The sequence below is a fragment of the Streptomyces sp. NPDC031049 genome (assembly GCF_055571015.1).
The window spans coordinates 220,760-242,351 of record NZ_JBVIGC010000006.1 but is presented as its reverse complement, the minus strand read 5'-3'; the positions used below and the strand labels follow the sequence as shown (position 1 = coordinate 242,351).

Annotated in this window: 17 protein-coding genes; 13 read left to right on the top strand and 4 right to left on the bottom strand. The window is 74.2% G+C overall.

From position 1 onward, the window contains the following. Positions 1-2 precede the first annotated feature (2 nt). Entirely contained in the window at positions 3-989 is a 987-nt protein-coding gene (locus ACZ45Q_RS12975) for an NAD-dependent epimerase/dehydratase family protein (protein WP_468259145.1), read from the bottom strand. A 184-nt stretch (positions 990-1,173) separates the two neighbouring features. On the opposite strand from ACZ45Q_RS12975, the gene ACZ45Q_RS12970 reads away from it, so the two are divergent. The 9 genes from ACZ45Q_RS12970 to ACZ45Q_RS12930 all read left to right on the top strand — a co-directional run bounded on the left by ACZ45Q_RS12970 (position 1,174) and on the right by ACZ45Q_RS12930 (position 10,726). Continuing rightward, a complete protein-coding gene (locus tag ACZ45Q_RS12970) occupies positions 1,174-2,298 on the top strand; it encodes an ABC transporter ATP-binding protein (RefSeq protein ID WP_468259143.1) in 1,125 nt (374 codons plus the stop codon). After that, the gene (locus tag ACZ45Q_RS12965) at positions 2,295-2,999 is read left to right on the top strand and encodes an ABC transporter permease (protein ID WP_468259140.1); all 705 of its coding nucleotides are present in this window, start codon (positions 2,295-2,297) and stop codon (positions 2,997-2,999) included. Before ACZ45Q_RS12970 ends, ACZ45Q_RS12965 begins: the two co-directional genes overlap by 4 nt. Next, a complete protein-coding gene (locus ACZ45Q_RS12960) occupies positions 2,996-3,661 on the top strand; it encodes an ABC transporter permease (protein WP_468259138.1) in 666 nt (221 codons plus the stop codon). The genes ACZ45Q_RS12965 and ACZ45Q_RS12960 overlap by 4 nt, the downstream gene beginning before the upstream one ends. 85 nt (positions 3,662-3,746) lie before the next feature. After that, positions 3,747-4,703, top strand: a complete 957-nt coding sequence (locus ACZ45Q_RS12955; RefSeq protein WP_468259135.1) for an ABC transporter substrate-binding protein — start codon at positions 3,747-3,749, stop codon at positions 4,701-4,703. Between the two features lie 98 nt (positions 4,704-4,801). Continuing rightward, positions 4,802-5,449, top strand: coding sequence for a ScbR family autoregulator-binding transcription factor (locus ACZ45Q_RS12950; protein WP_468259132.1), 648 nt, complete (start codon positions 4,802-4,804; stop codon positions 5,447-5,449). Positions 5,450-5,558: 109 nt separating this feature from the next. Further along, positions 5,559-7,742: a germacradienol/geosmin synthase Cyc2 gene (gene cyc2, locus ACZ45Q_RS12945; protein WP_468259129.1), complete on the top strand. Its 2,184-nt coding sequence runs from the start codon at positions 5,559-5,561 to the stop codon at positions 7,740-7,742. Between the two features lie 101 nt (positions 7,743-7,843). Further along, the gene (locus ACZ45Q_RS12940) at positions 7,844-8,416 is read left to right on the top strand and encodes a PDZ domain-containing protein (RefSeq protein ID WP_468259127.1); all 573 of its coding nucleotides are present in this window, start codon (positions 7,844-7,846) and stop codon (positions 8,414-8,416) included. A gap of 170 nt (positions 8,417-8,586) precedes the next feature. Then, positions 8,587-9,714 carry an aminopeptidase P family protein gene (locus ACZ45Q_RS12935; RefSeq protein ID WP_468259124.1) on the top strand — a complete coding sequence of 376 codons (1,128 nt, stop codon included), beginning with the start codon at positions 8,587-8,589 and terminating at the stop codon, positions 9,712-9,714. 73 nt (positions 9,715-9,787) lie between these two features. Beyond that, a complete protein-coding gene (locus ACZ45Q_RS12930; protein ID WP_468259121.1) occupies positions 9,788-10,726 on the top strand; it encodes an aminoglycoside phosphotransferase family protein in 939 nt (312 codons plus the stop codon). Positions 10,727-10,937: 211 nt separating this feature from the next. Here ACZ45Q_RS12930 and treZ read toward each other — a convergent pair whose 3' ends face one another. After that, on the bottom strand, positions 10,938-12,683 hold the full coding sequence (gene treZ, locus ACZ45Q_RS12925) for a malto-oligosyltrehalose trehalohydrolase (RefSeq protein WP_468259118.1): 1,746 nt from the start codon (positions 12,681-12,683) through the stop codon (positions 10,938-10,940). Positions 12,684-12,856: 173 nt separating this feature from the next. On the opposite strand from treZ, the gene ACZ45Q_RS12920 reads away from it, so the two are divergent. The 3 genes from ACZ45Q_RS12920 to ACZ45Q_RS12910 all read left to right on the top strand — a co-directional run bounded on the left by ACZ45Q_RS12920 (position 12,857) and on the right by ACZ45Q_RS12910 (position 15,422). Then, the gene (locus ACZ45Q_RS12920) at positions 12,857-13,408 is read left to right on the top strand and encodes an FHA domain-containing protein (RefSeq protein WP_468259114.1); all 552 of its coding nucleotides are present in this window, start codon (positions 12,857-12,859) and stop codon (positions 13,406-13,408) included. Positions 13,409-13,593: 185 nt separating this feature from the next. Next, complete coding sequence (locus ACZ45Q_RS12915; protein ID WP_468259505.1) at positions 13,594-14,946, top strand: M14 family zinc carboxypeptidase; 1,353 nt, start codon at positions 13,594-13,596, stop codon at positions 14,944-14,946. Further along, complete coding sequence (locus ACZ45Q_RS12910) at positions 14,943-15,422, top strand: SSI family serine proteinase inhibitor (protein WP_468259111.1); 480 nt, start codon at positions 14,943-14,945, stop codon at positions 15,420-15,422. Before ACZ45Q_RS12915 ends, ACZ45Q_RS12910 begins: the two co-directional genes overlap by 4 nt. Positions 15,423-15,514: 92 nt before the next feature. Here ACZ45Q_RS12910 and treY read toward each other — a convergent pair whose 3' ends face one another. After that, positions 15,515-17,905, bottom strand: coding sequence for a malto-oligosyltrehalose synthase (gene treY / locus ACZ45Q_RS12905; RefSeq protein WP_468259109.1), 2,391 nt, complete (start codon positions 17,903-17,905; stop codon positions 15,515-15,517). 81 nt (positions 17,906-17,986) lie between these two features. Here treY and ACZ45Q_RS12900 point away from each other — a divergent pair, with 81 nt between their 5' ends. Next, complete coding sequence (locus ACZ45Q_RS12900; RefSeq protein ID WP_468259108.1) at positions 17,987-19,321, top strand: MFS transporter; 1,335 nt, start codon at positions 17,987-17,989, stop codon at positions 19,319-19,321. Here the strand turns inward: ACZ45Q_RS12900 and glgX are convergent. Further along, the gene (glgX, locus tag ACZ45Q_RS12895; RefSeq protein WP_468259106.1) at positions 19,318-21,438 is read right to left on the bottom strand and encodes a glycogen debranching protein GlgX; all 2,121 of its coding nucleotides are present in this window, start codon (positions 21,436-21,438) and stop codon (positions 19,318-19,320) included. The genes ACZ45Q_RS12900 and glgX overlap by 4 nt on opposite strands. Positions 21,439-21,592 lie beyond the last annotated feature (154 nt).

Below are 21,592 nucleotides of genomic sequence, written 5' to 3'. Positions count from 1 at the left end.
CCTCAGCTCCGGGCGAACTCCCGCATGCCCTCGTCGAAGCCCACCGCCGGCCGCCAGCCCAGCTCCGCGCGCAGCCGGGCGGAGTCCGCGGTGATGTGCCGCACGTCCCCCAGCCGGTACTCGCCGGTCACCACCGGCTCCGGCCCGCCGTGCGCGGCGGCCAGCGCGCGGGCCATCTCGCCGACCGTGTGCGGCACTCCGCTGCCGGTGTTGTACGCCGTGAGCGCACCGGGCGCCGAAGCGGCCTCCAGCGCGGCCGCATTGGCCGCGGCCACGTCCCGGACGTGCACGAAGTCCCGCCGCTGCCGCCCGTCCTCGAACACCCTCGGCGCCTCGCCCCGGGCGAGCGCGGAGCGGAAGAAGGAGGCGACCCCCGCGTACGGGGTGTCCCGGGGCATCCGGGGGCCGTACACGTTGTGGTAGCGCAACGACACCGCCGTCCCGCCCGTGGCCCGGGCCCACGCCGCCGCGAGGTGCTCCTGCGCCAGCTTCGTCGTCGCGTACACGTTCCGCGGGTCGGCCGGCGCGTCCTCCGCCACCGGCTGCGGCGCCAGCTCCGCCCCGCACACCGGGCACGGCGGCTCGAACCGCCCCGCCTCCAGGTCGGCGACCGCCCGCGGCCCCGGCCGGACGGCCCCGTGCCGGGGGCAGGCGTACCGGCCCTCCCCGTACACCACCATGGACCCGGCCAGCACCAGCCGCCGCACCCCCGCCCCGGCCATGGCGGTCAGCAGCACGGCGGTGCCCAGGTCGTTGCGGGAGACGTACTCGGGCGCGTCGGAGAAGCCGTTCCCCAGACCCACCATCGCCGCCTGATGGCAGACGGCGTCCACCCCCGCCAGCGCCCGCCCCACGGCGTCCGGGTCCCGGACGTCCGACGCCGGATCGTCGCGGACGTCGTACACCACGGCCCCGTGCCCGCGCGCCCGCAGCGCCTCGACGACATGGGACCCGATGAACCCGGCACCGCCGGTGACCAGCACTCGCATGCGTCCACGCTAGAACCGTCCCCGGCCCCGGACACCGGACCCGCGCCGCTCCGTCACCCTTCCGTAAGGGCTGGTGGCGCCCATGGTTCCGTGGTCACCGGCGTCTAGACTTTCCCGGCAACCGCCCGCACAACCCTGGCCAGAACCTCCCGAGTTGTCCGCCCACCGAAGGGTATTCGGCGTTTTGATACGGATGGAATCAGTCACCAAGCGGTACCCGGACGGCACGGTGGCGGTCGACCGGCTGTCGCTGGAGATACCCGACCGTTCGATCACGGTCCTCGTCGGGCCCTCCGGGTGCGGCAAGACCACGACCCTGCGCATGATCAACCGGATGGTCGAGCCCACCGAGGGCACCGTCCTCCTCGACGGCGAGGACGTCCAGCGCCGGCCCGTCACCACCCTGCGCCGGTCCATGGGCTACGTCATCCAGAACGCCGGCCTCTTCCAGCACCGGACGATCGTCGACAACATCGCCACCGTCCCCCGCATGCTCGGCTGGGGCAGGCAGAAGGCACGGCACCGGGCCGCGGAACTGATGGAGCGGGTCGGCCTGGACGCCTCCCTCGCCAAGCGCTACCCGTACCAGCTCTCCGGCGGCCAGCAGCAGCGCGTCGGCGTGGCGCGGGCACTCGCCGCGGACCCGCCCGTCCTGCTCATGGACGAGCCCTTCTCGGCCGTCGACCCGGTCGTGCGCAAGGGACTCCAGGACGAACTCCTGCGCCTCCAGGCGGACCTGGGCAAGACCGTCGTCTTCGTCACCCACGACATCGACGAGGCCATCAAGCTCGGCACCACGGTCGCCGTCCTGCGCGAGGGCGGCCGGCTCGCCCAGTACGCGCCGCCCGCCGAACTCCTCTCCGACCCCGCCGACGCCTTCGTCGAGGACTTCCTCGGCGCCGACCGAGGCATCCGGCGGCTGTCCTTCTTCCCCGCCGCCGGTCTGGAGCTGACCACCGGCCCGGTCGTGCCGGCCGACGCCACCGCCGAGATCATCAGTGCCGCGGGCGCCGCCCCGTACCTGCTGGTGACCGACCCCGACGGCCGGCCGCTGGGCTGGAGCGAGCCGCAGGACCTCACCGCCGGGGACGTCCGGACCGACCGGCTGCTGCCCTACGGGCGGCCGTTCACGCCGGGCACCGACTCGCTGCGCGCCGCCCTCGACTGCGCCGTCCTGTCGCCCACCGGCTGGGCCGTCGCCGTGGACGCCGACGGCCGGGTCACCGGCGTCGCCTCCCAGGTGGCCATCGGCGCCGCCATCCGCGACGCCCACACCGGGGAGCGCACCGACGCGAGGGCCGCCGGATGAACGGCTTCTTCGACATCCCCAGCGACCTCCAGAACACCTACCTCGGCCTGATCGGACTGCACCTGCGCGAGGCCCTGCTGCCGGTCCTGGCCGGTCTGCTCCTGGCGCTGCCGCTCGCCCAGCTGTGCGTCCGGCTGCGCTGGCTCTACCCGCCCGTGCTCGGCGTGACGACCGTGCTGTACGCCATCCCGTCCCTGGCCTTCTTCGTCGTCCTCATCGACTACACCGGACAGACCGAACTGACGGTGATGATCCCGCTGGCCGTGTACAGCCTGGTGGTGCTGGTCCCGGCGATCGTCGACGGCGTCCGCTCGGTGCCGCAGGAGACCCTGGCCGCGGCGACCGCCATGGGCTTCGGGCCCCTGCGGCGCTACGCGCAGGTGCAGTTGCCGATCGCCGCGCCCGCGATCATCGCCGGGCTGCGGGTGGCCACCGTCTCCAGCATCTCCCTGGTCAGCGTCGGCGCCCTCATCGGCAACCAGGGCGCCCTGGGCAACCTGCTCGCGGCGGCCCAGAAGTACGACCGGCCCGTGCTGGCGGTGAACTCGGTGCTCACCACCGCCGCCCTCGCCGTCCTGTGCGACGCCCTGCTGGTCGCCCTGCGCGTCCTGCTGACGCCGTGGATGCCGCGCGGCGGCACACGCCGCGGGTCCGCCCGCCGGCCGGGGTTGCCCGGAGCCGAGGAGGCCGCGGCCCGGTGAACGTCCTGAACTTCGTCTCCGCCTTCTTCACCGACGGCGCCCACTGGCAGGGCTACGACGGCATCCCGCGCCGCCTGGCGGAACACGTCCAGTACTCGCTGCTGGCGCTCGCCCTCGCCGCCGCCATCGGCCTGCCCGCCGGCCTGCTGACCGGGCACACCGGACGCGGCGGCAACGCACTCGCGTTCGTCGCCACCGCCGCCCGCGCCCTGCCCAGCTTCGGCCTGCTGGTCCTCATGGCCGTCCTGCTCGGCATCGGCCTGCTCCCGGTGATGATCCCGCTGGTCGTCCTCGCCGTCCCGCCCATCCTGGTCACCACCTACGAGGCGGTGCGCTCCGTCGACCCCTCCCCGGTGGACGCCGCCCGGGGCATGGGCATGACGGAGAGACGCATCCTCTTCCAGGTCGAACTGCCGGTCGCCCTGCCGCTGATCCTCAGCGGTCTGCGCTCGGCGGCCATCCAGATCGTGTCGACGGCCACCATCGCCGCCTACGTCAGCCTCGGCGGCGTCGGCCGGTACATCATCGACGGCCTCTACCAGCGCGACTACGAGAAGGTCGTCGGCGGCGCCACCCTGGTCGCCGCCCTGGCACTGGTCACGCTCGCCGTGTTCTGGGCGGCCGGCCGGCTGGCCGTCTCCCCCGGAGTGCGCCGACGCTGACCGCCCCGCCCGCGGGCCCGCCCACCGCCAAACCGTGACCCCGCCGTTGTTGACCGACCGACAAACGGCTGGATTGGATCGACAGATGACTTCTAGCGCGAAGAGCAGCAGGTCCAGAACGAGGCACACCGGCGCGGCGGCCGTCGCGCTCACCGCCGCGGCGGCCCTGCTCGCCGGCTGCGGCTCCGAGGACACCTCCGACAACCCGCTCGCCGGGGAGCAGGCGGAGGCGGGCACCGTCGTCGTCGGCTCCAACAACTTCGCCGAGTCCACCCTGCTCGCCGACATCTACGGCGAGGCGCTGCGGGCCAAGGGCGTCAAGGTCACCTACAAGCACAACATAGGCAGCCGCGAGACGACGTACGGGCTGATGAAGAACGGCTCCGTCACCGTGCTGCCGGAGTACAACGGCGCCCTGCTGGCCTACCTCGACGCCGAGGCCACGCCGAAGACGGTCGAGGAGACCACGGCGGCCATCGAGAAGAAGCTCGACGGCAAGCTGACGCTGCTTCAGCCGTCGGCCGCGCAGAACAAGGACTCCGTCACCGTCAACGCCGAGACCGCCGAGAAGTACGGACTGACCGCCGAGTCCTCCGTCGGCGACCTCAAGGACGTCGCCGGCGAACTCGTCATCGGCGGGCCCCCCGAGTTCCAGACCCGCCACCAGGGGCTCGAAGGCCTGAAGTCGGTCTACGGCGTGGAGTTCAAGTCCTTCAAGGCGCTGGACGCGGGCGGCCCGCTGACCCAGACCGCGCTGAAGGACAACACCGTCCAGGCCGCGAACATCTTCACCACGGACCCGGCCATCACGAAGGAGAAGTTCGTCGTCCTGAAGGACCCGGAGAACCTCTTCGGCTTCCAGAACGTGCAGCCCCTCGTCCGCGAGGGCGACCTCCCCGAGAAGGGCGTCGACGCCCTGAACGCCGTCTCCGCCCGGCTCGACACCAAGACGCTGATGGACCTGGACGCGCAGATCCAGCTGGAGAAGAAGGACCCGATGGACGTGGCCAAGGCCTGGCTGAAGTCGCAGGGTCTGGGCTGACGTCTCCGGCGGCCGAACGGTGAGTTATCGTGTACGGGGTGTTACCGGGGGGTGAGACGGGGAGTACCCCTTCCTTTCCAGCGCAGGAGTTTCCGCCGATGGCGAGGCAGCTACGCGCCGAACAGACGCGCGCGACGATCATCATGGCCGCCGCCGACCTGTTCGACCGTCACGGCTATGAATCGACCAGTCTGAGCGACATCGTGACGCACGCCCGCGTCACCAAGGGCGCTCTGTACTTCCACTTCGCCGCCAAGGAGGACCTCGCCCACGCCATCCTCGAACTTCAGTCGAGAACGTCCCGGCGGCTGGCCAGGGAGCTGGACGGCCGGGGCTACTCGTCCCTGGAGACGCTGATGCGGCTGACGTTCGGCATCGCCCGGCTGTCCGTCGAAGGGCCGATACTGAGGGCCGGACTGCGGCTGGCCACCGAGGGGCACGAGGTGCGGCCCCCGCTGCGGCACCCGTACACCGAGTGGAAGGAACTGGCCTCCACCCGGCTGGTCGGCGCGGTGCACGAGGCGGATCTGCACCCGGACATCGACGTGGACGCCGTCGCCCAGGCCCTCGTCGCCTCCTTCGTCGGCAGCGACGTGGTGTGCCGCGCCCTCGAACCCGTCTCCCGCCGGCCGCGCCGGGTCGCCGAGATGTGGCGCCTGATCATCCGGGGCCTGGTCCCCGTGCCCCGGCGCGCCCGCTACGCCGGCCTCGCCGCCCGGCTGGAACGGGAGTGCGCCGCGGCGTGACCGGGCCGGACCGCGGTGCCACCGTGGTGTTTCCGCGGTGATTCACGCGATGGTGTGATCATGTCCCGCCCCGCGGATGCCCTCGAAGACCCGTGGGTAGCCCCGGGCCATGACGCAGCAGCCCTTCGAACTCCCGCACTTCTACATGCCGTATCCCGCGCGGCTCAACCCCCACCTCGACGAGGCCCGGGCCCACTCGACCGCGTGGGCCCGCGACATGGGCATGCTGGAGGGCTCCGGGGTCTGGGACCAGGCCGACCTCGACGCACACGACTACGGCCTGCTCTGCGCCTACACCCACCCCGACTGCGACGGTCCGGCCCTGTCGCTGATCACCGACTGGTACGTGTGGGTCTTCTTCTTCGACGACCACTTCCTGGAGAAGTTCAAACGCACCCAGGACCGCCCCGGCGGCAAGGCCCACCTGGACCGGCTCCCCCTGTTCATGCCGCTCGACCTCACCACCGCCGTGCCCGAGCCGGAGAACCCGGTCGAGGCCGGCCTCGCCGACCTGTGGGCGCGCACGGTGCCGGCCATGTCGGCCGGGTGGCGCCGCCGTTTCGCCGTCGCGACCGAGCACCTGCTCAACGAGTCCCTGTGGGAGCTGTCCAACATCAACGAAGGGCGGATCGCCAACCCCGTCGAGTACATCGAGATGCGCCGCAAGGTCGGCGGCGCCCCCTGGTCGGCCGGGCTCGTGGAGTACGCGACCGCCGAAGTCCCCGCCCGCGTCGCCGGGTCCAGGCCGCTCAGGGTGCTGATGGAGACCTTCTCCGACGGCGTCCACCTGCGCAACGACCTGTTCTCCTACCAGCGCGAGGTTGAGGAGGAGGGCGAACTCAGCAACGGCGTGCTCGTCCTGGAGACCTTCTTCGGCTGCACCACCCAGGAGGCCGCCGACACCGTCAACGACGTCCTCACCTCCCGTCTGCACCAGTTCGAGCACACCGCGTTCACCGAGGTGCCCGCCCTCGCCCTGGAGGCGGGCCTGACCCCCGCCGAGGTCGCCGCCGTCGGGGCGTACGCGAAGGGACTTCAGGACTGGCAGTCGGGCGGCCACGAATGGCACATGCGCTCCAGCCGGTACATGAACGACAGGGCCCGCTCGGGCACCGGCCCGCCGTCCCCGTCCGGGCCCGGCACCTCCGCCGCCGACGTCCGCGCACTGCTCGCCGCGGCCGGCGCGGAACGCCTGCGCTCCCACACCCACGTGCCGTTCCAGAAGGTCGGCCCCTCGCGGATCCCCGACATCTACATGCCGTTCCCGCTGGCTCTGAGCCCCGCCCTGGAGGGGTCCAGGCGGCACCTGTTCCGCTGGGCGGCCGAGATGGGCATGCTGAGCGAGGGCGTGTGGGACGAGGACAAACTGGCCAGTTGCGACCTTCCGCTGTGCGCCGCGGGACTCGACCCGGACGCCACCCAGGACCAACTCGACCTCGCCTCCGGCTGGCTGGCCTTCGGCACCTACGGCGACGACTACTACCCGCTGGTCTTCGGCCACCGCCGCGACCTCGCCGCCGCCCGGCTGACCACGGCCCGGCTGTCGGCGTGCATGCCGCTGGACGGCGAGCCGGTGCCGCCGCCCGCCAACGCGATGGAGCGTTCCCTCATCGACCTCTGGGCGCGCACCACCGCCCACATGACACCGGAGCAACGGCGGCCGCTGAGGACGGCCGTGGACACCATGACCGAGGCCTGGGTGTGGGAGGTGGCGAACCAGCTCCACCACCGCGTCCCGGACCCCGTGGACTACCTGGAGATGCGCCGCGCCACCTTCGGCTCCGACCTCACCCTGGGCCTGTGCCGGGCCGGTCACGGCCCCGCGGTCCCGCCCGAGGTCTACCGCAGCGGCCCCGTCCGCTCCCTGGAGAACGCGGCGATCGACTACGCGTGCCTGCTCAACGATGTCTTCTCGTACCAGAAGGAGATCGAGTACGAGGGCGAGATCCACAACGCGATCCTCGTCGTGCAGAACTTTTTCGGCATCGACTACCCGAGGGCGCTGAGCATCGTGCACGACCTGATGACCCAGCGCATGCGCCAGTTCGAGCACGTCGTCGCCCATGAACTGCCCGTGGTCTACGACGACTTCGGGCTCTCGGACGAGGCCCGGGAGATCATGCGGGGCTACGTCGACGACCTGCGGAACTGGATGGCGGGCATCCTCAACTGGCACCGCGAGGTCCCCCGCTACAAGGCGGAGTACCTGGCCGGCCGCACGCACGGCTTCCTGCCGGACCGTGCCCCGGTCGTGCCCGTGCCGCGGAGCACGGCCCAGCCGGTGCTCGGCTGACGCGGGCCGCTCCCCGCCGTTCCCGACCGCGGGCCGGTCTCACTCGTTCGTGGCACGTCGGGCGGCGACGCGCCGGGTAGGGCTCCTGGCGGAGGCGATCCATGGAACAGACTGCGTTGCGTCCCAAGCCGATGCCGGGCCGGGAGCGGGGCGGCGGCCCCGCACCGGAAGCCGACCGCCGTCCGCGGCCCGGACGGCGGCGCCGGCGCCGGCTCACCACCGTGCTGTCCGGCCTCTTCGCCGGAACGCTGCTGGTCCTGGCCGGTATCGGGCTGGGCACGGTGGGCGCCGGGGTGATCGGCATGAGCAAGCTGGCCGAAGCGAGGCAGCAGGCGGTGCACCCGGGCCCGGGCGCACCGTCCGCTCCCGTGCCCGCCCCGAGCACGGCGGCACCGTCCCGGGCGGTGGCCGGCGCGACGCTCGGCGTGGAGGCCGTGGACGACGAGCGGCCGGGAGCCCTCGTGGTCGGCGTCCATGTGCCCGGCCCCGGCTACTCGGCGGGCCTGGTCCGCGGCGATGTCCTGCTGGCGTTCGGCACGACCCGCATCGACGCGGCCGCCGACCTGGCCCGCGCCGTCGCACGGGCCCGGCCGGGCACCGAGGTCAAGCTGACCGTGCGGCACGCGAGCGGCGGCTACCAGCAGCTGACGGTCGTACCCGGCGTCGTCACGTGACGGGTGTGGTCACGCGACGGGGCGTGGTCACGCGACGGGGGTGGCCACGCAGCGGTGTCGTCACCTGCGGGGGCATGCTCGGAGGCGCGGGCCCGCCAATCGGCTCGCGTCGCCCCCGTGGTGCGGGCAGGATGCTGCCCGTGGTCCCTTCACCCGTTCAGGAGGTCCGGATGACCGGCACCGGTTCCGCCCCGTTCACCACCGACGACTACCGGGCCCGCATGGAGCGCGCCGCGCGGGCCGCCGGGGAGGCGGGACTGGCGGGGCTCCTCGTGGCGCCGGGGCCGGACCTGGTCTGGCTCACCGGCTACGCGCCCCCCGCGGCCACCGAGCGGCTCACCCTGCTGGTGCTCGCCCCCGGCCGCGACCCGGTCCTGGTCGTCCCGGCCCTGGAGGCGCCGGACGCCGCGAAGGCCTCCGGCGCGCCCGCCCTGGAGCTGCGCGACTGGACCGACGGCACCGACCCCTACGCCGTCACCGCCGGCCTGCTCGACGGCAGGGGACGGTTCGGCGTCAGCGACAACACCTGGGCGATGCACCTGCTGGGCCTCCAGAGCGCGCTGCCCGGCACCTCGTACGCCTCCCTCACCGAGGCACTGCCGATGCTGCGCGCGGTCAAGGACACGGCCGAGCTGGAGCTGCTGGCGGCGGCGGGCGCGGCCGCCGACGCGACGTTCGAGGAGATCCGCACGGTCCCGTTCGGCGGGCGCCGCGAGGCGGAGGTCGCCGCCGACCTGGCCGAGCTGCTGCGCGGCTTCGGGCACTCCCAGGTCGACTTCACCATCGTCGCCTCCGGGCCCAACGGCGCCAACCCCCACCACGAGGCCGGCGACCGCGTCATCGAGCGCGGCGACATGGTCGTCCTGGACTTCGGCGGCCTGCGGGACGGCTACGGCTCCGACACCTCCCGCACCGTGCACGTCGGGGAACCCACCGACGAGGAGCGCCGGGTGCACGACCTGGTGCGCGAGGCGCAGGAGGCCGGCTTCCGGGCGGTGCGGCCCGGCGCCGCCTGCCAGGACGTGGACCGGGCCGCCCGCGCCGTCATCGACGCGGCCGGGTACGGCGAGTACTTCATCCACCGCACCGGTCACGGCATCGGGGTCACCACCCACGAGCCGCCGTACATGATCGAGGGCGAGGAGCAGCCCCTGGTGCCCGGCATGTGCTTCTCCGTGGAGCCCGGCGTCTATCTGCCCGGCCGGTTCGGGGTGCGCATCGAGGACATCGTCACGGTCACCGCGGACGGCGGCCGGCGGCTCAACGACACCGCGCGGGAGCTGGTCCTCGTGGACTGACCGGCCACCGGCACCGCCCGGCTCCCCGGACCCCGGGCACCTTCCCCAGCCCCTGGAAGACGACGGCGCGACCATGACCCAGGCACCCACCCCCACCGAGGACACCGTCCGCCGGCTGGTCCGTTCCCTGCTCAAGGAGGGCCGGGCCGGCGGACCCGACGTCCGGCCCGTCGCCGCGGGCGCCCGGCCCGCCACCTGGTGGGTCGGCGACCGCCATGTGCTGCGGCTGGCCCCGGACCGGGAGGCGGCCCTGCGGCAGCGCCGCGAACTGCGGGTGCGCGACCTGGTCCGCCCGCACCTGCCCGTCGCGGTGCCGGCGAGCGTCGCCCACGGCGAGTGGGCACCGGGGCTGACCTACACCCTGGACGCCAGGGTGCCGGGCGGTTCGGGCGAGGTGCACGACGTGTCCGCCGTCGGGGAGGCCGACCTGGCGGGGCTGCTCACCGGGCTGCGCGAGGTACCGGTCCGTCAGGCCGAGGCGCTCGGGGTGCCCCGGGCCGGGCCGCGCCCGCTGGAGAGGCTGCGCAAGGACGCCGAGCGGGCCGCCCGCGCCCTCGCCGTGGCCGACGAGTTCGACCCGGCCCGGCTCGCCCAGCTCACCGCGGCCGCGGCGGCGCAGCTCGCCGCCCAGCCCGGGGTGCCGGTCCTCGTCCACCACGGGCTCGCCGCCGAGCACCTCGTGGTCGGCGCCGACGGCCGGGTGCGCGGGGTGCTCGGCTGGGCCGACGCCGCCGTCGGCGACCCGGCCGAGGACATCGCCGGGCTCGCGGCGGCCGTCGGGTCGCCCGCCGCCGTCCGCGCCGCCACCCTCGCCGGCTACGGCGCCCGCCCCTGCCTGCGCGGTCTGTGGCTGGCCCGCTGCGACGCCGTGGCCGCTCTCGCCGAGGCCCTCGCGGGCCGCTCCGCCGCACCGCCGCCGGTCCTGCGCACCCGGCTCCGCCACGCCTGGGAGCCGATCCTGCTGGAACGGGTGACGGACCTGCGCGGGGACACGTCCGACGACGCCTTCTGACCGCACGGCACCCCGACCCGCCGACCGCCCCTACCGGTCCGCCGAGCCGCCGTCCACGGGGCACCCGACGCCGACGCGCCGCTGCCCACGGGCCCCCACGACCGGCGCGCCGCCGTCCACGGGGCACCCGACGCCGACGCGCCGCTGTCCACCCGGCGCCCACGACCGCGCGCGGTCCGCCGGGCGCTCGCCGGCGCGTGGAGGCGCGGTGTCACTCCTGAAGCAGGACCACGCCCGTTTCTCCAGGGACCCGCAGGACGCCGTCCGGGCCGGGGGCCTCGACCGGCTCCCAGGCGGCCAGGACGCGGGCGGGGCGGCTGCCCAGGGGGATCTCCGCCGGCTCCGCACCGAGGTTGACGGCCACCTTCAGGTCGCCGCGCCGGAAGGCGAGCCAGCGCCGGTCCCGGTCGTAGGCCACCTTGGTGTCGGCGAGGTCGGGGTCGGTCAGGTCGGGCCGTTCGCGGCGCAGGGCGATGAGGGTGCGGTACCAGGCCAGGACGCGCGCGTGCGGCTCGCGCTCCGGTTCGGACCAGTCGAGGCAGGAGCGCTCGCGGGTCGCCGGGTCCTGCGGGTCGGGCACGTCCTCCTCCCGCCAGCCGTGCGCGGCGAACTCCCGCCGCCTGCCCCGGCGTACCGCCTCCGCGAGCTCGGGATCGGTGTGGTCGGTGAAGAACTGCCACGGCGTGCCCGCCGCCCACTCCTCGCCCATGAACAGCATCGGCGTGAACGGCGCGGTCAGCGTCAGCGTCGCCGCGCAGGCCAGCAGCCCGGGGGAGACCAGCGCCGCCAGCCGGTCGCCCTGCGCGCGGTTGCCGACCTGGTCGTGGGTCTGGCTGTAGCCCAGCAGCCGGTGGGCGGCCACGCGCGTGCGGTCCAGCGGGCGGCCGTGGCTGCGGCCCCGGAAGCTGGAGTACGTGCCGTCGTGGAAGTAGCCCCCGGTCAGCGTCTTGGCGAGGGCGGCGAGCGGATCGCGCGCGAAGTCGGCGTAGTAGCCCTGCGACTCCCCGGTCAGCGCGACGTGCACGGCGTGGTGGAAGTCGTCGTTCCACTGGGCGTGCACCCCGAGGCCGCCCTCCGCGCGCGCGGTGATGATCCGCGGGTTGTTCAGGTCCGACTCGGCGATCAGGAACAGCGGGCGGCCGGTCTCGGCGGCGAGGCCGTCGACGGCGGTCGACAACTGCTCCAGGAAGTGGCACGCGCGCGTGTCGACCAGCGCGTGCACGGCGTCCAGCCGCAACCCGTCGACGCGGTAGTCCCGCAGCCAGGCGAGCGCGCTGCCGACGAGATAGGCGCGCACCTCGTCCGAGCCCGGCGCGTCCAGGTTCACCGCCGAGCCCCACGGTGTCTGGTGGGTGTCGGTGAAGTACGGGCCGAAGACGGGCAGGTAGTTGCCGGACGGCCCCAGGTGGTTGTGCACCACGTCCAGGACGACCCCGAGCCCCAGTTCGTGGGCCCGGTCGACGAAGCGTTTCAGCGCCTCCGGGCCGCCGTACGGCTCGTGCACCGCCCACAGCGACACCCCCTCGTACCCCCAGCCGTGCCGGCCGGGGAAGGGGCACAGCGGCATCAACTCCACGTGCGTGACGCCCAGTCCCGCGAGGTGCTCCAGCCGACCGGCCGCCGCGTCCAGCGTGCCCTCGCGCGTGAACGTGCCGACGTGCAGCTCGTACAGCACCGCGCCGGGCAGCGGCCGTCCGGCCCAGTCGGTGCGCCAGGCGTACCGGCCGTGGTCGACCACGGCGCTCAGGCCGTCCGGGCCGTCCGGCTGCCGGCGCGAGCGCGGGTCGGGGCGGACCGGGCCGTCGTCCACCGCGAAGCCGTACCGCGAACCGTCCCGGGCCTGTGCCTCCCCCCGCCACCAGCCCGGCCGCTCGGGATCGCGCTCCAACGGGCGTACGGCCCCGTCGCAGTGGAGCGTCACACGGTCGGCCTTCGGTGCCCACACCTCGAACTGCACGGACGGTTCCCCTTCGTCTGCTCACCGTGATGTAGCCCGTCCATCGTCCTGCAAAAAAGATCGATCCGCCGGGGAACATGCCCTTTCACGGCGGGTCCCGCCCGGTACGCGCGTGTGCCGGGCGTTCACCCGCTTTCTGGACACCCCGGCCGCGCTGACCGACAATCACGCGTGTGACGTCGTCCTTCGAGTTCAACACGTACCCCGCGCGGCTTTCCGACGCGGAGCGCGACAAGGCGCTGAAGGTGCTCCGGGACGGGGTCGCCCTGGGCCGGCTGTCGCACGACACCTTCATGCGCCGGATGGAGCTGGCGCTCGCCGCCCGCCGCCCCGACGAGCTGGCCGCGCTCACCGCCGACCTGCCCCGGGAGAGCAGGGTCTCCCGCCTGGTGTTCGGCACCGTCGAGGCGGTCTCCGGGTTCGGCGTCCGGCTGCGCGCGGCCTGGCGGGCCGAGCGGCTGCCCAAGCTGCTGCTGCCCCACCCCGGCACCGGACACCCGCTGCGCATAGGACGCGATCCGGCGAGCGGTCTGCGGCTGAACCACGAGACGGTCTCCCGGGTGCACGCCGAGCTGAGCCGGCAGGGCGGCCTGTGGGTCCTGCGGGACCTGGGCTCCACCAACGGCACGACCGTGAACGGGCGGCGGGTCATCGGCGCCGCCGTCGTCCGCGAGGGCGACCAGATCGGGTTCGGCCAGATGATGTTCCGCCTCGCGGCGGACTAGAGCGCGGCGGACTGGAGCCTGCGGCCGTCCCGGCCTTGGCCTGCGCTTCACGTACGGTCACGCGGGGCTGTGGCCGAAATCCCTTTGCCCCGCGCGGTGTTGACGCGCCCCCCAAGTCGTGACTGACTGTGCGTACACCGCGCACAGCAGGTGAACCGGCGGCGCCGCATCGTGGGAGGTGTGCCCTGACGCCCCTCCTGCGCTATCCGACCGTCGACGACCTGGGCGCACGGGCCACCGCCCTCGCCGCCCGCCACCCCGCCCAGGTCAGGCTGCGCCGCGTCGGCACCTCCCGCGCGGGCACCCCGCTGCTGCTGCTGTCCGTGGGCCACGGCAGCCGTCAGGTCCTCGTCGTCGCCGGACCGCACCCCAACGAACCGGTGGGCGGCGCCACCGCCCTGCGCCTGGCCGAACGGGTCCTGGCCGACCACCGGCTGACCGAGGGCGCCGACGCCACCTGGAACCTGCTGCTGTGCCTCGACCCCGACGGCCTGCGGCACAACGAGGGCTGGCTCTCCGGCCCGTACAGCCTCGGCCGCTACGTGCGGAACTTCTTCCGGCCGGGCTTCCTGGAACAGCCCGAGTGGCTGCCCGACGGCGCCGCCCGCGCCGCCCTGCCGGAGACCCGCGCCCTGCTCGCCCTCCACGAGGAACTTCGCCCCTTCCTCCAGTGCTCCCTGCACGGCGTCGACGTCGGCGGCGGCTTCGTCGAACTGACCCACGACCTGCCCGGTCTCGCCCAGCGCCTCGCCCACACCGCGGCCCGCCTCGGCATCCCGCGCGAACTGGGCGCCTACGACACGCTCTACTGGCCCGGCCTCGGCCCCGCCGTCTACCGCATACCGCCCCCGCGCCGGGGCGATCTGACCGCGGCCATCACCGAGGCCGCCGTCGAGTCCACCTGGTGCCACCCGCAGCGCTACGGCACCGTCACCGCCGTCGTCGAGGCCCCCATGTGGGGCGTGGCCGCCGTCGCCGACGGCTCGCCGCCCACCGACACCGAAGGCGTGCTGCGCAGCGTCAGCCGCACCCTGCGCCACGACACCCGGGTCCTGCGGCGGCTCCTCGCCCGTCTGCGGCCCCACCTGCCCCCCACCGAGCACACCGCCCGGCTGCTCGCCCCCGTCGACGACTACCTGATGGTCTGCCCCCGGCTCGCCGACGCCTGGGACCCCGACACCGACGACGGCACCGGCCGCCCCCTGCCGCCGCTGAGCACCGCCCACCTGGTCGCCCTGCGCATCGCCGGCCGACGGCTCGCGCTGCGCACCGCCGGGCTGCTGCACCAGCTGGTGACTTCGGCCGGCCGCGACCCGGCGGAGGTCCTGCCGGAACTGGACGCCCTCGTCGACCGGTGGTGCGCCGACTACCGGGACGGCTGCGCGGCGCGCTGGATACCGGTGGCCCGCCAGGCCGAGTACCAGGCGCGCACCGTGCTCGCCGCGTTCGAACTGGCCGTACGGCACGCCCCCACCGGTTCCCGTTCGGGTGATCCGGGCTGGGGCTGCGGGGCCGCCGTGCCGATGCACCGGGAATGACGCACACCACCACCGCGCGAGCGGTCCGGGGCGGACTGCTCACCGCCGCCGCACTCCTCGTCGCCGGCGCCGTCCCGGCACAGGCACAGGCCTCGGCGCAGTCCTGGGCGCAGGCCTCGGCTCAGGCCCGGGGGCAGGCCTCGGCACCCGCCGGGTCCGCAGACGACTGGCTCCTCCTCACCGTCGCCCGGGGCGAGAACCCCGACGACGTCGCGCAGGGCGCCCTGCTGCTGTGCGACCCGCCGCGGGGGCACGTCCGCGCGGCGGGCGCCTGCGCCGACCTGGCCGCCGCGGACGGCGATCTCGCCGCCATCCCGCTCAGGGACGGCCACTGCCCGATGGTCTACGCCCCGGTCACCGCTCATGCGCGCGGCCAGTGGAAGGGCCGGCCGGTGGAGTACACCGAGACCTTCCCGAACTCCTGTGTGATGGCGGCCCGCACGGGCGCGGTCTTCGCACTGGACGAGGACCGCTGACGCACCGGCGAGGGCGGGCGCCCGGCCGGTGCCCGCTCCCGCCCCGCAAGGGCCCGTGCCCGCCCCCCCCCGCAGAGACACGGAGGCCTCGGTCAGCCGTCCTCCCCGCCCGTCGCGTCGACCCGCTCCAGCAACGCCACCGGCAGCGAGGCGAACAGCTCCGCCACGCGCGCGTGCCCGGTGAACTTCCGTCCCGGCGCCAGCACGTCGGCCCACCGCCCCGGCGGCAGCGTCAGCCGCGTGTCCCGCCAGCCGCCCGCCTCCGCCAGCCGCAGCGACAGCCGGGTCACGGCCGTGAGCACCGCACCGGAGCGCACGAACGCGGTGCAGTGGGCCGCCGCCGGCCCCTCGGCGGGCAGCGGCTCGTACGTCGCCGCGTCACCGAACGCCGCCGGCCGCCGCGCGCGCAGCGCCAGCGCCGCCCGGGTCACCGCCGCCTTCTCGTCCTCCTCGGGCGGCGGGAAGGACACCGGCCGGCGGTTGTCCGGGTCCACCAGGGCCCGGTACTCGTTCTCCGTGCCCTGGTAGACGTCGGGCACCCCCGGCATGGTCAGGTGCACCAGGGCCGTACCCAGCACGTTGGCCCGGACGTGCGGCTCCAGGGCGGCGCGCAGCGCGGCCACGTGCCCGCCCGGCGCCCCGCACGGGCCCGCGGCGACGAACCGGTCCACCGCCTCCTCGTACGGCGGCTCCTGCTCCGTCCAGCTGGTGTACATACCGGCCTCGCGGACGTGCTTCAGCATCGCCTGCCGCACCCGCTCGCCGCCGGCGTCGCCCGCGCCCGGACCGAGCCCGAACACCGTCTGCCACGCCGCCCACGCCAGTTGCGCGTCCGGCACGCCCTCCCCGCTCCGCGTCACCTCCGCCAGGGTGGCCGCCCACCGCTCGGGGCACTCGGTGAGCACGGCCAGCGCCGCGCGCACGTCGGCACTGCGCTTGGTGTCGTGCGTGGAGACCACCGTCCCGGTCGTGGGCCAGTCGCGCTGCACGCGCGCGCAATAGGCGTGGAACTCCTCCGGGGACACCGCCGGCCGGGCCGGGTCCCCGCCCACCTCGGTCGCCGACAGCAGCGGCACGTACCGGTAGAACGCCGTGTCCTCCACCGACTTGGCGCGCAGCGCCGACGCCGTCTGCGCGAACCGGGTGCGCAGCTCCACCTGATCGGGCCCGTCCCCGGCCCGGCCGAGCACCAGGTCCCGTACGACGTCGACGGCCCCCGCCTCCTCCGGTACGACGAACGCGTGCCGCGCCTCGGCCGCCGCCTCCTCGGTGACCACCGACGCCGCGTCCACCGACTCGTAGGGCCGGTAGACCTCCAGCCGGACCAGCAGTTCCTGGAGGGCGGTGCGCAGCGCCCAGGGGGCCCGGTCCCGCAGGGCGGGGTCCGGCGACGCCACGCACAGCCGGTGCGCGACCCGGGTGAGGCGGTCGCACTCGGCGGCCAGTTCGTGCGTGAGCACCTTGTACGCCGCCCGCCGCGCCGTCGCCGCCCAGTCGCCGCCCCGGTCCGTCTGCGGCGCCGCGAACCGCCGGTACTGCCCGAGGAGTTCCCCGTGCCCCGCCGGGTCCGTGAACAGCCCGTCGACGTGGCGCAGGGCGTCGTAGCCGGTGGTGCCCGCGACGGGCCACGAGGCGGGCAGGTGCTCCCCGTCCGCGAGGATCTTCTCCACCACCGTCCACCGCCCGCCGGTGGCCAGGTGCAGCCGGTCCAGGTAGGCGTCGGGGTCGGCCAGGCCGTCGGGGTGGTCGACGCGCAGCCCGTCGATCACGCCCTCGTGCAGCAGCCGCAGGATCGTGGCGTGTGTCGCCTCGAACACCTCCGGGTCCTCCACCCGCACCCCGATCAGCTCCGAGATGCTGAAGAACCGCCGGTAGTTCAGCTCCGTGCGGGCCAGCCGCCACCACACCGGGCGGTACCACTGCGCGTCCAGCAGCTGCGGCAGCGGCAGGTCCGCGGTGCCCTCGCGCAGCGGGAAGCGGTGGTCGAAGTAGCACAGCACGTCGCCGTCGACACGCAGGTCGCCGAGCACGTCGCCGAGCGGACCGCCGAGCACCGGCAGCAGCACCTGGCCGCCCTGCGCCTCCCAGTCGATGTCGAACCACCGCGCGTACGGCGACTTCGGCCCCTCCCGCAGCACCTCCCACAGGGCGCGGTTGTGCCGGGGGGACATCGCCATGTGGTTCGGCACGATGTCCACCACCAGGCCCAGACCGTGCTCCCGCGCGGTGCGCCCGAGGGCCCGCAGCCCCTCCTCGCCACCCAGCTCCTCGCGCACGCGCGCGTGGTCGACGACGTCGTAGCCGTGCGCCGAGCCCGGGACCGCCTCGAGCACAGGGGACAGGTGCAGGTGCGAGACGCCGAGCGAGGCCAGGTACGGCACGGCCGCCGCGGCGGCCGCGAAGGGGAAGGCGGGCTGGAGCTGCAGCCGGTAGGTGGCGGTGGGGGCGGTGGGTGCCGCCGGGGCGGGGCGCTCGAGTGTCATGGAAAGCTACGTACCCGCCCCGCCGCCTTTCGTGTCATCGGCCCCTCCACGGGGGGACGCGGGCGCGGCTAGCGTCGGGCGATGGACGACAGCGGGGACACGGGGCGGCACGGCGCACTGGAGAGCTACCGACGGGTGATCGGCCTGACGGGGCCGTGGCTGCCGGTGGTGTCCTTCCTGGGGCGGCTGCCGACGGCCACGATCCAGTTCGGCAGCGTGCTGCTGGTGGCCCGGACCAGCGGTTCGCTGACGGCCGCGGGGCTGACCGGCGGCGCGCTCGCCGTCGGGCAGGTGGCCTGCGGCCCGCTGGTGGGCCGGCTCGCGGACCGGCGCGGCCAGCGCACGGTCGTCCTCGTCTTCAGCCTCCTCAACGCCCTCGCCGTCGCCGCCCTCGTGGCCGGGGCGCTCGCGGACGCGCCGACGGCGCTGCTGGCCGCCCTCGGCGCCGCCGCGGGCGCCAGCGTGCCGCTGATCGGACCACTGGCCCGGGCCCGCCTCGTCGCCCTCGCCCGCCGGTCCGGCGCCGGTGAGCGGACCGTCGGCGCCGCCCTGTCCCTCGAGAGCACGCTCGACGAGGTCTCCTTCGTGCTCGGCCCGGCCCTGGTCGGCCTGGCGGCGGTCCTGGCCCACCCCGCCCACGCCCTGGCCGGCGCCGCCCTGCTGGTCGCCGCCTGCGGAACGGCGTTCGCGCTGCACCCGACGGCGCGGGCGGCGGCGCCCTCCGGCCCCGGGGAACCGTCCGGCGCCCCACGCACGCGTGCCCGGCCCCGGATGCCCCGCCCGGTGCACGCCCTGCGCTGCTCCCTCGCCCTCCAGGGGGCGATGTTCGGGGCCTGCCAGGCCGGGATCACCGCGCTGACCGCGCGGCTGGGCCAGGCGGAGCAGGCCGGGCTCGTGTACGCCGCCATGGGAGTGATGAGCGCGTGCGCCGGCCTGGCCATGGCCGCCGTGCCCGCCCGCATCGGGCTGCGGGCCCGCTGGCGGGCGGCCACGGGGACCGCGTTCCTGCTGTCCCTGCCGCTGCTGTGGACGGACGGCCTGGCCGCGCTGTACGCGGTCGTCACCGTCCTGGGCGTGGCCTACGCCCCGCACCTGATCACCGTGTTCGCCCTCACCGAGCGGACGGTGCCCAGGGCCCGGCTCGCCGAGGCGATGGCGTTCGCGACCAGCGCCGTCGTCGGCGGCCAGGCGCTCGCGGTGGCCGGCACCGGCCGGCTCGCCGAGTCCCACGGCCCGGCCGCGGCCTTCGCGGTGGCGAGCCTGGCCGCCGCACTGGCCTGTCTCCTCGCCCTGGCGGCGCGCCCGGCGCCGAGCGCCACCGGCCCGGAATCGGCCGCCCGCACGCGCGTACCGGACGCGTCCGGAACGGCCGCCCCCACGCGCGTACCGGACGCCTCCGCCCGCCCGTCGGACTAGACCGGCCGCTGCAACACCACCAGGCTCCGGTCCACCAGGGTCAGCCGGTCGCCGGCCTGCACCTTCCGGCCGGTGCCCGGCGGTACCGCGTCCGGGACGGCCGTGTCGACGACCACCTGCCACTGCCGGCCGTGGTTCACCGGCAGGACGAAATCCAGCGGTTTCGGCGAGGCGTTGAACATCAGCAGGAACGAGTCGTCGGTGATCCGCTCCCCGCGCGCGCCCGGCTCGGAGATCGCGTTGCCGTTGAGGAACACCGTCAGCGCCGAGGCCTGCGCCGAGTTCCAGTCCCGCTGGGTCATCTCCTTGCCCTCCGGGGTGAACCAGGCGATGTCCGACAGCTCGTCGTGCGTGCCCTCCACGGGCCGCCCGTGGAAGAAGCGCCGCCTGCGGAAGACGGGGTGGTCCCTGCGGAGCCACACCATCGCGCGCGTGAAGTCCAGCAGCTGCCGGGCGCCGTCCTCCTCGCCGTCCGGCCACCGCACCCAGGCCAGCTCGTTGTCCTGGCAGTAGGCGTTGTTGTTGCCCCGCTGGGTGCGGGCGAACTCGTCGCCGTGGCTGATCATCGGCACGCCCTGGGAGAGCAGCAGGGTCGCGATGAAGTTCCGCATCTGCCGGGCCCGCAGCTGGAGCACCGCCGGGTCGTCGGTGTCGCCCTCGGCCCCGCAGTTCCACGACCGGTTGTGGCTCTCGCCGTCCCGGTTGTCCTCGCCGTTGGCCTCGTTGTGCTTGTGGTGGTACGACACCAGGTCGTGCAGGGTGAAGCCGTCGTGGCAGGTGACGAAGTTGATCGAGGCCAGCGGACGGCGGCCGTCGTCCTGGTACAGGTCGGAGGAGCCGGTCAGCCGGGAGGCGAACTCCGCCAGGGTGCGCGGCTCGCCCCGCCACAGGTCCCGGACCGTGTCGCGGTACTTGCCGTTCCACTCCGTCCACAGCGGCGGGAAGTTGCCCACCTGGTAGCCGCCCTCGCCCACGTCCCACGGCTCGGCGATCAGCTTCACCTGGGACACCACCGGGTCCTGCTGCACCAGGTCGAAGAACGACGACAGCCGGTCCACCTCGTGGAACTGCCGGGCCAGGGTCGCCGCCAGGTCGAACCGGAACCCGTCGACGTGCATCTCGGTGACCCAGTACCGCAGCGAGTCCATGATCATCTGAAGGACGTGCGGGGACCGCATCAGCAGCGAGTTGCCGGTCCCGGTGGTGTCCATGTAGTACCGGGGGTCCTCGGTCAGCCGGTAGTACGAGGGGTTGTCGATGCCCTTGAACGACAGCGTCGGGCCCAGGTGGTTGCCTTCGGCGGTGTGGTTGTAGACCACGTCGAGGATCACCTCGATCCCGGCCTCGTGCAGCGCCTTGACCGCCGACTTGAACTCCAGCACCTGCTGGCCCCGGTCTCCCCAGGAGGCGTAGGCGTTGTGCGGGGCGAAGAAGCCGATGGTGTTGTAGCCCCAGTAGTTGTTCAGGCCCATGTCCACCAGGCGGTGGTCGTTGACGAACTGTTGGACGGGCATCAGTTCGAGGGCGGTGACGCCCAGCTCCGTCAGGTGCTCGATGAGCGCCGGGTGCGCCAGGCCCGCGTAGGTGCCGCGCAGTTCCTCCGGGAGCCCCGGATGCCGCATGGTGAGGCCCTTGACGTGGGCCTCGTAGATCACCGTGTGGTGGTACTCCGTCCGGGGGCGCCGGTCGTCGCCCCAGTCGAAGTACGGGTTCACCACGACCGAGGTCATGGTGTGCGGGGCGGAGTCCAGGTCGTTGCGCCGATCGGGGTCCTCGAAGTGGTAGCCGTACACCTCCTCACCCCACTGGATCTCACCGCTGATCGCACGCGCGTACGGGTCGAGGAGCAGCTTGGCGCTGTTGCAGCGCAGGCCGCGCTCCGGGGCGTAGGGGCCGTGCACGCGGTAGCCGTACCGCTGCCCCGGCATCACGCCCGGCACGTACGCGTGCCGTACGAACGCGTCGCTCTCCCGTAGTTCGACCGCCGTCTCGGAGCCGTCGTCGTGCAGCAGACACAGCTCGACTCGGTCGGCGGCCTCCGTGAAGACCGCGAAGTTGGTGCCGGCGCCGTCGTACGTGGCACCGAGTGGGTACGCCTCTCCAGGCCAGACCTGCATGGACACGACTCTTTCAGGTGAGGGGCGCCGGTGGGGACGCCTTGGCTGACGAGTCTCCCCGGAAAGTGGGGTGTCCACCTAGCACCTCCGCTCCTCCCGCCGGGTGTCCCGCCGGGGAAGCCGGAGGTCACGCGGCGAACAGAGAACCGTTTTC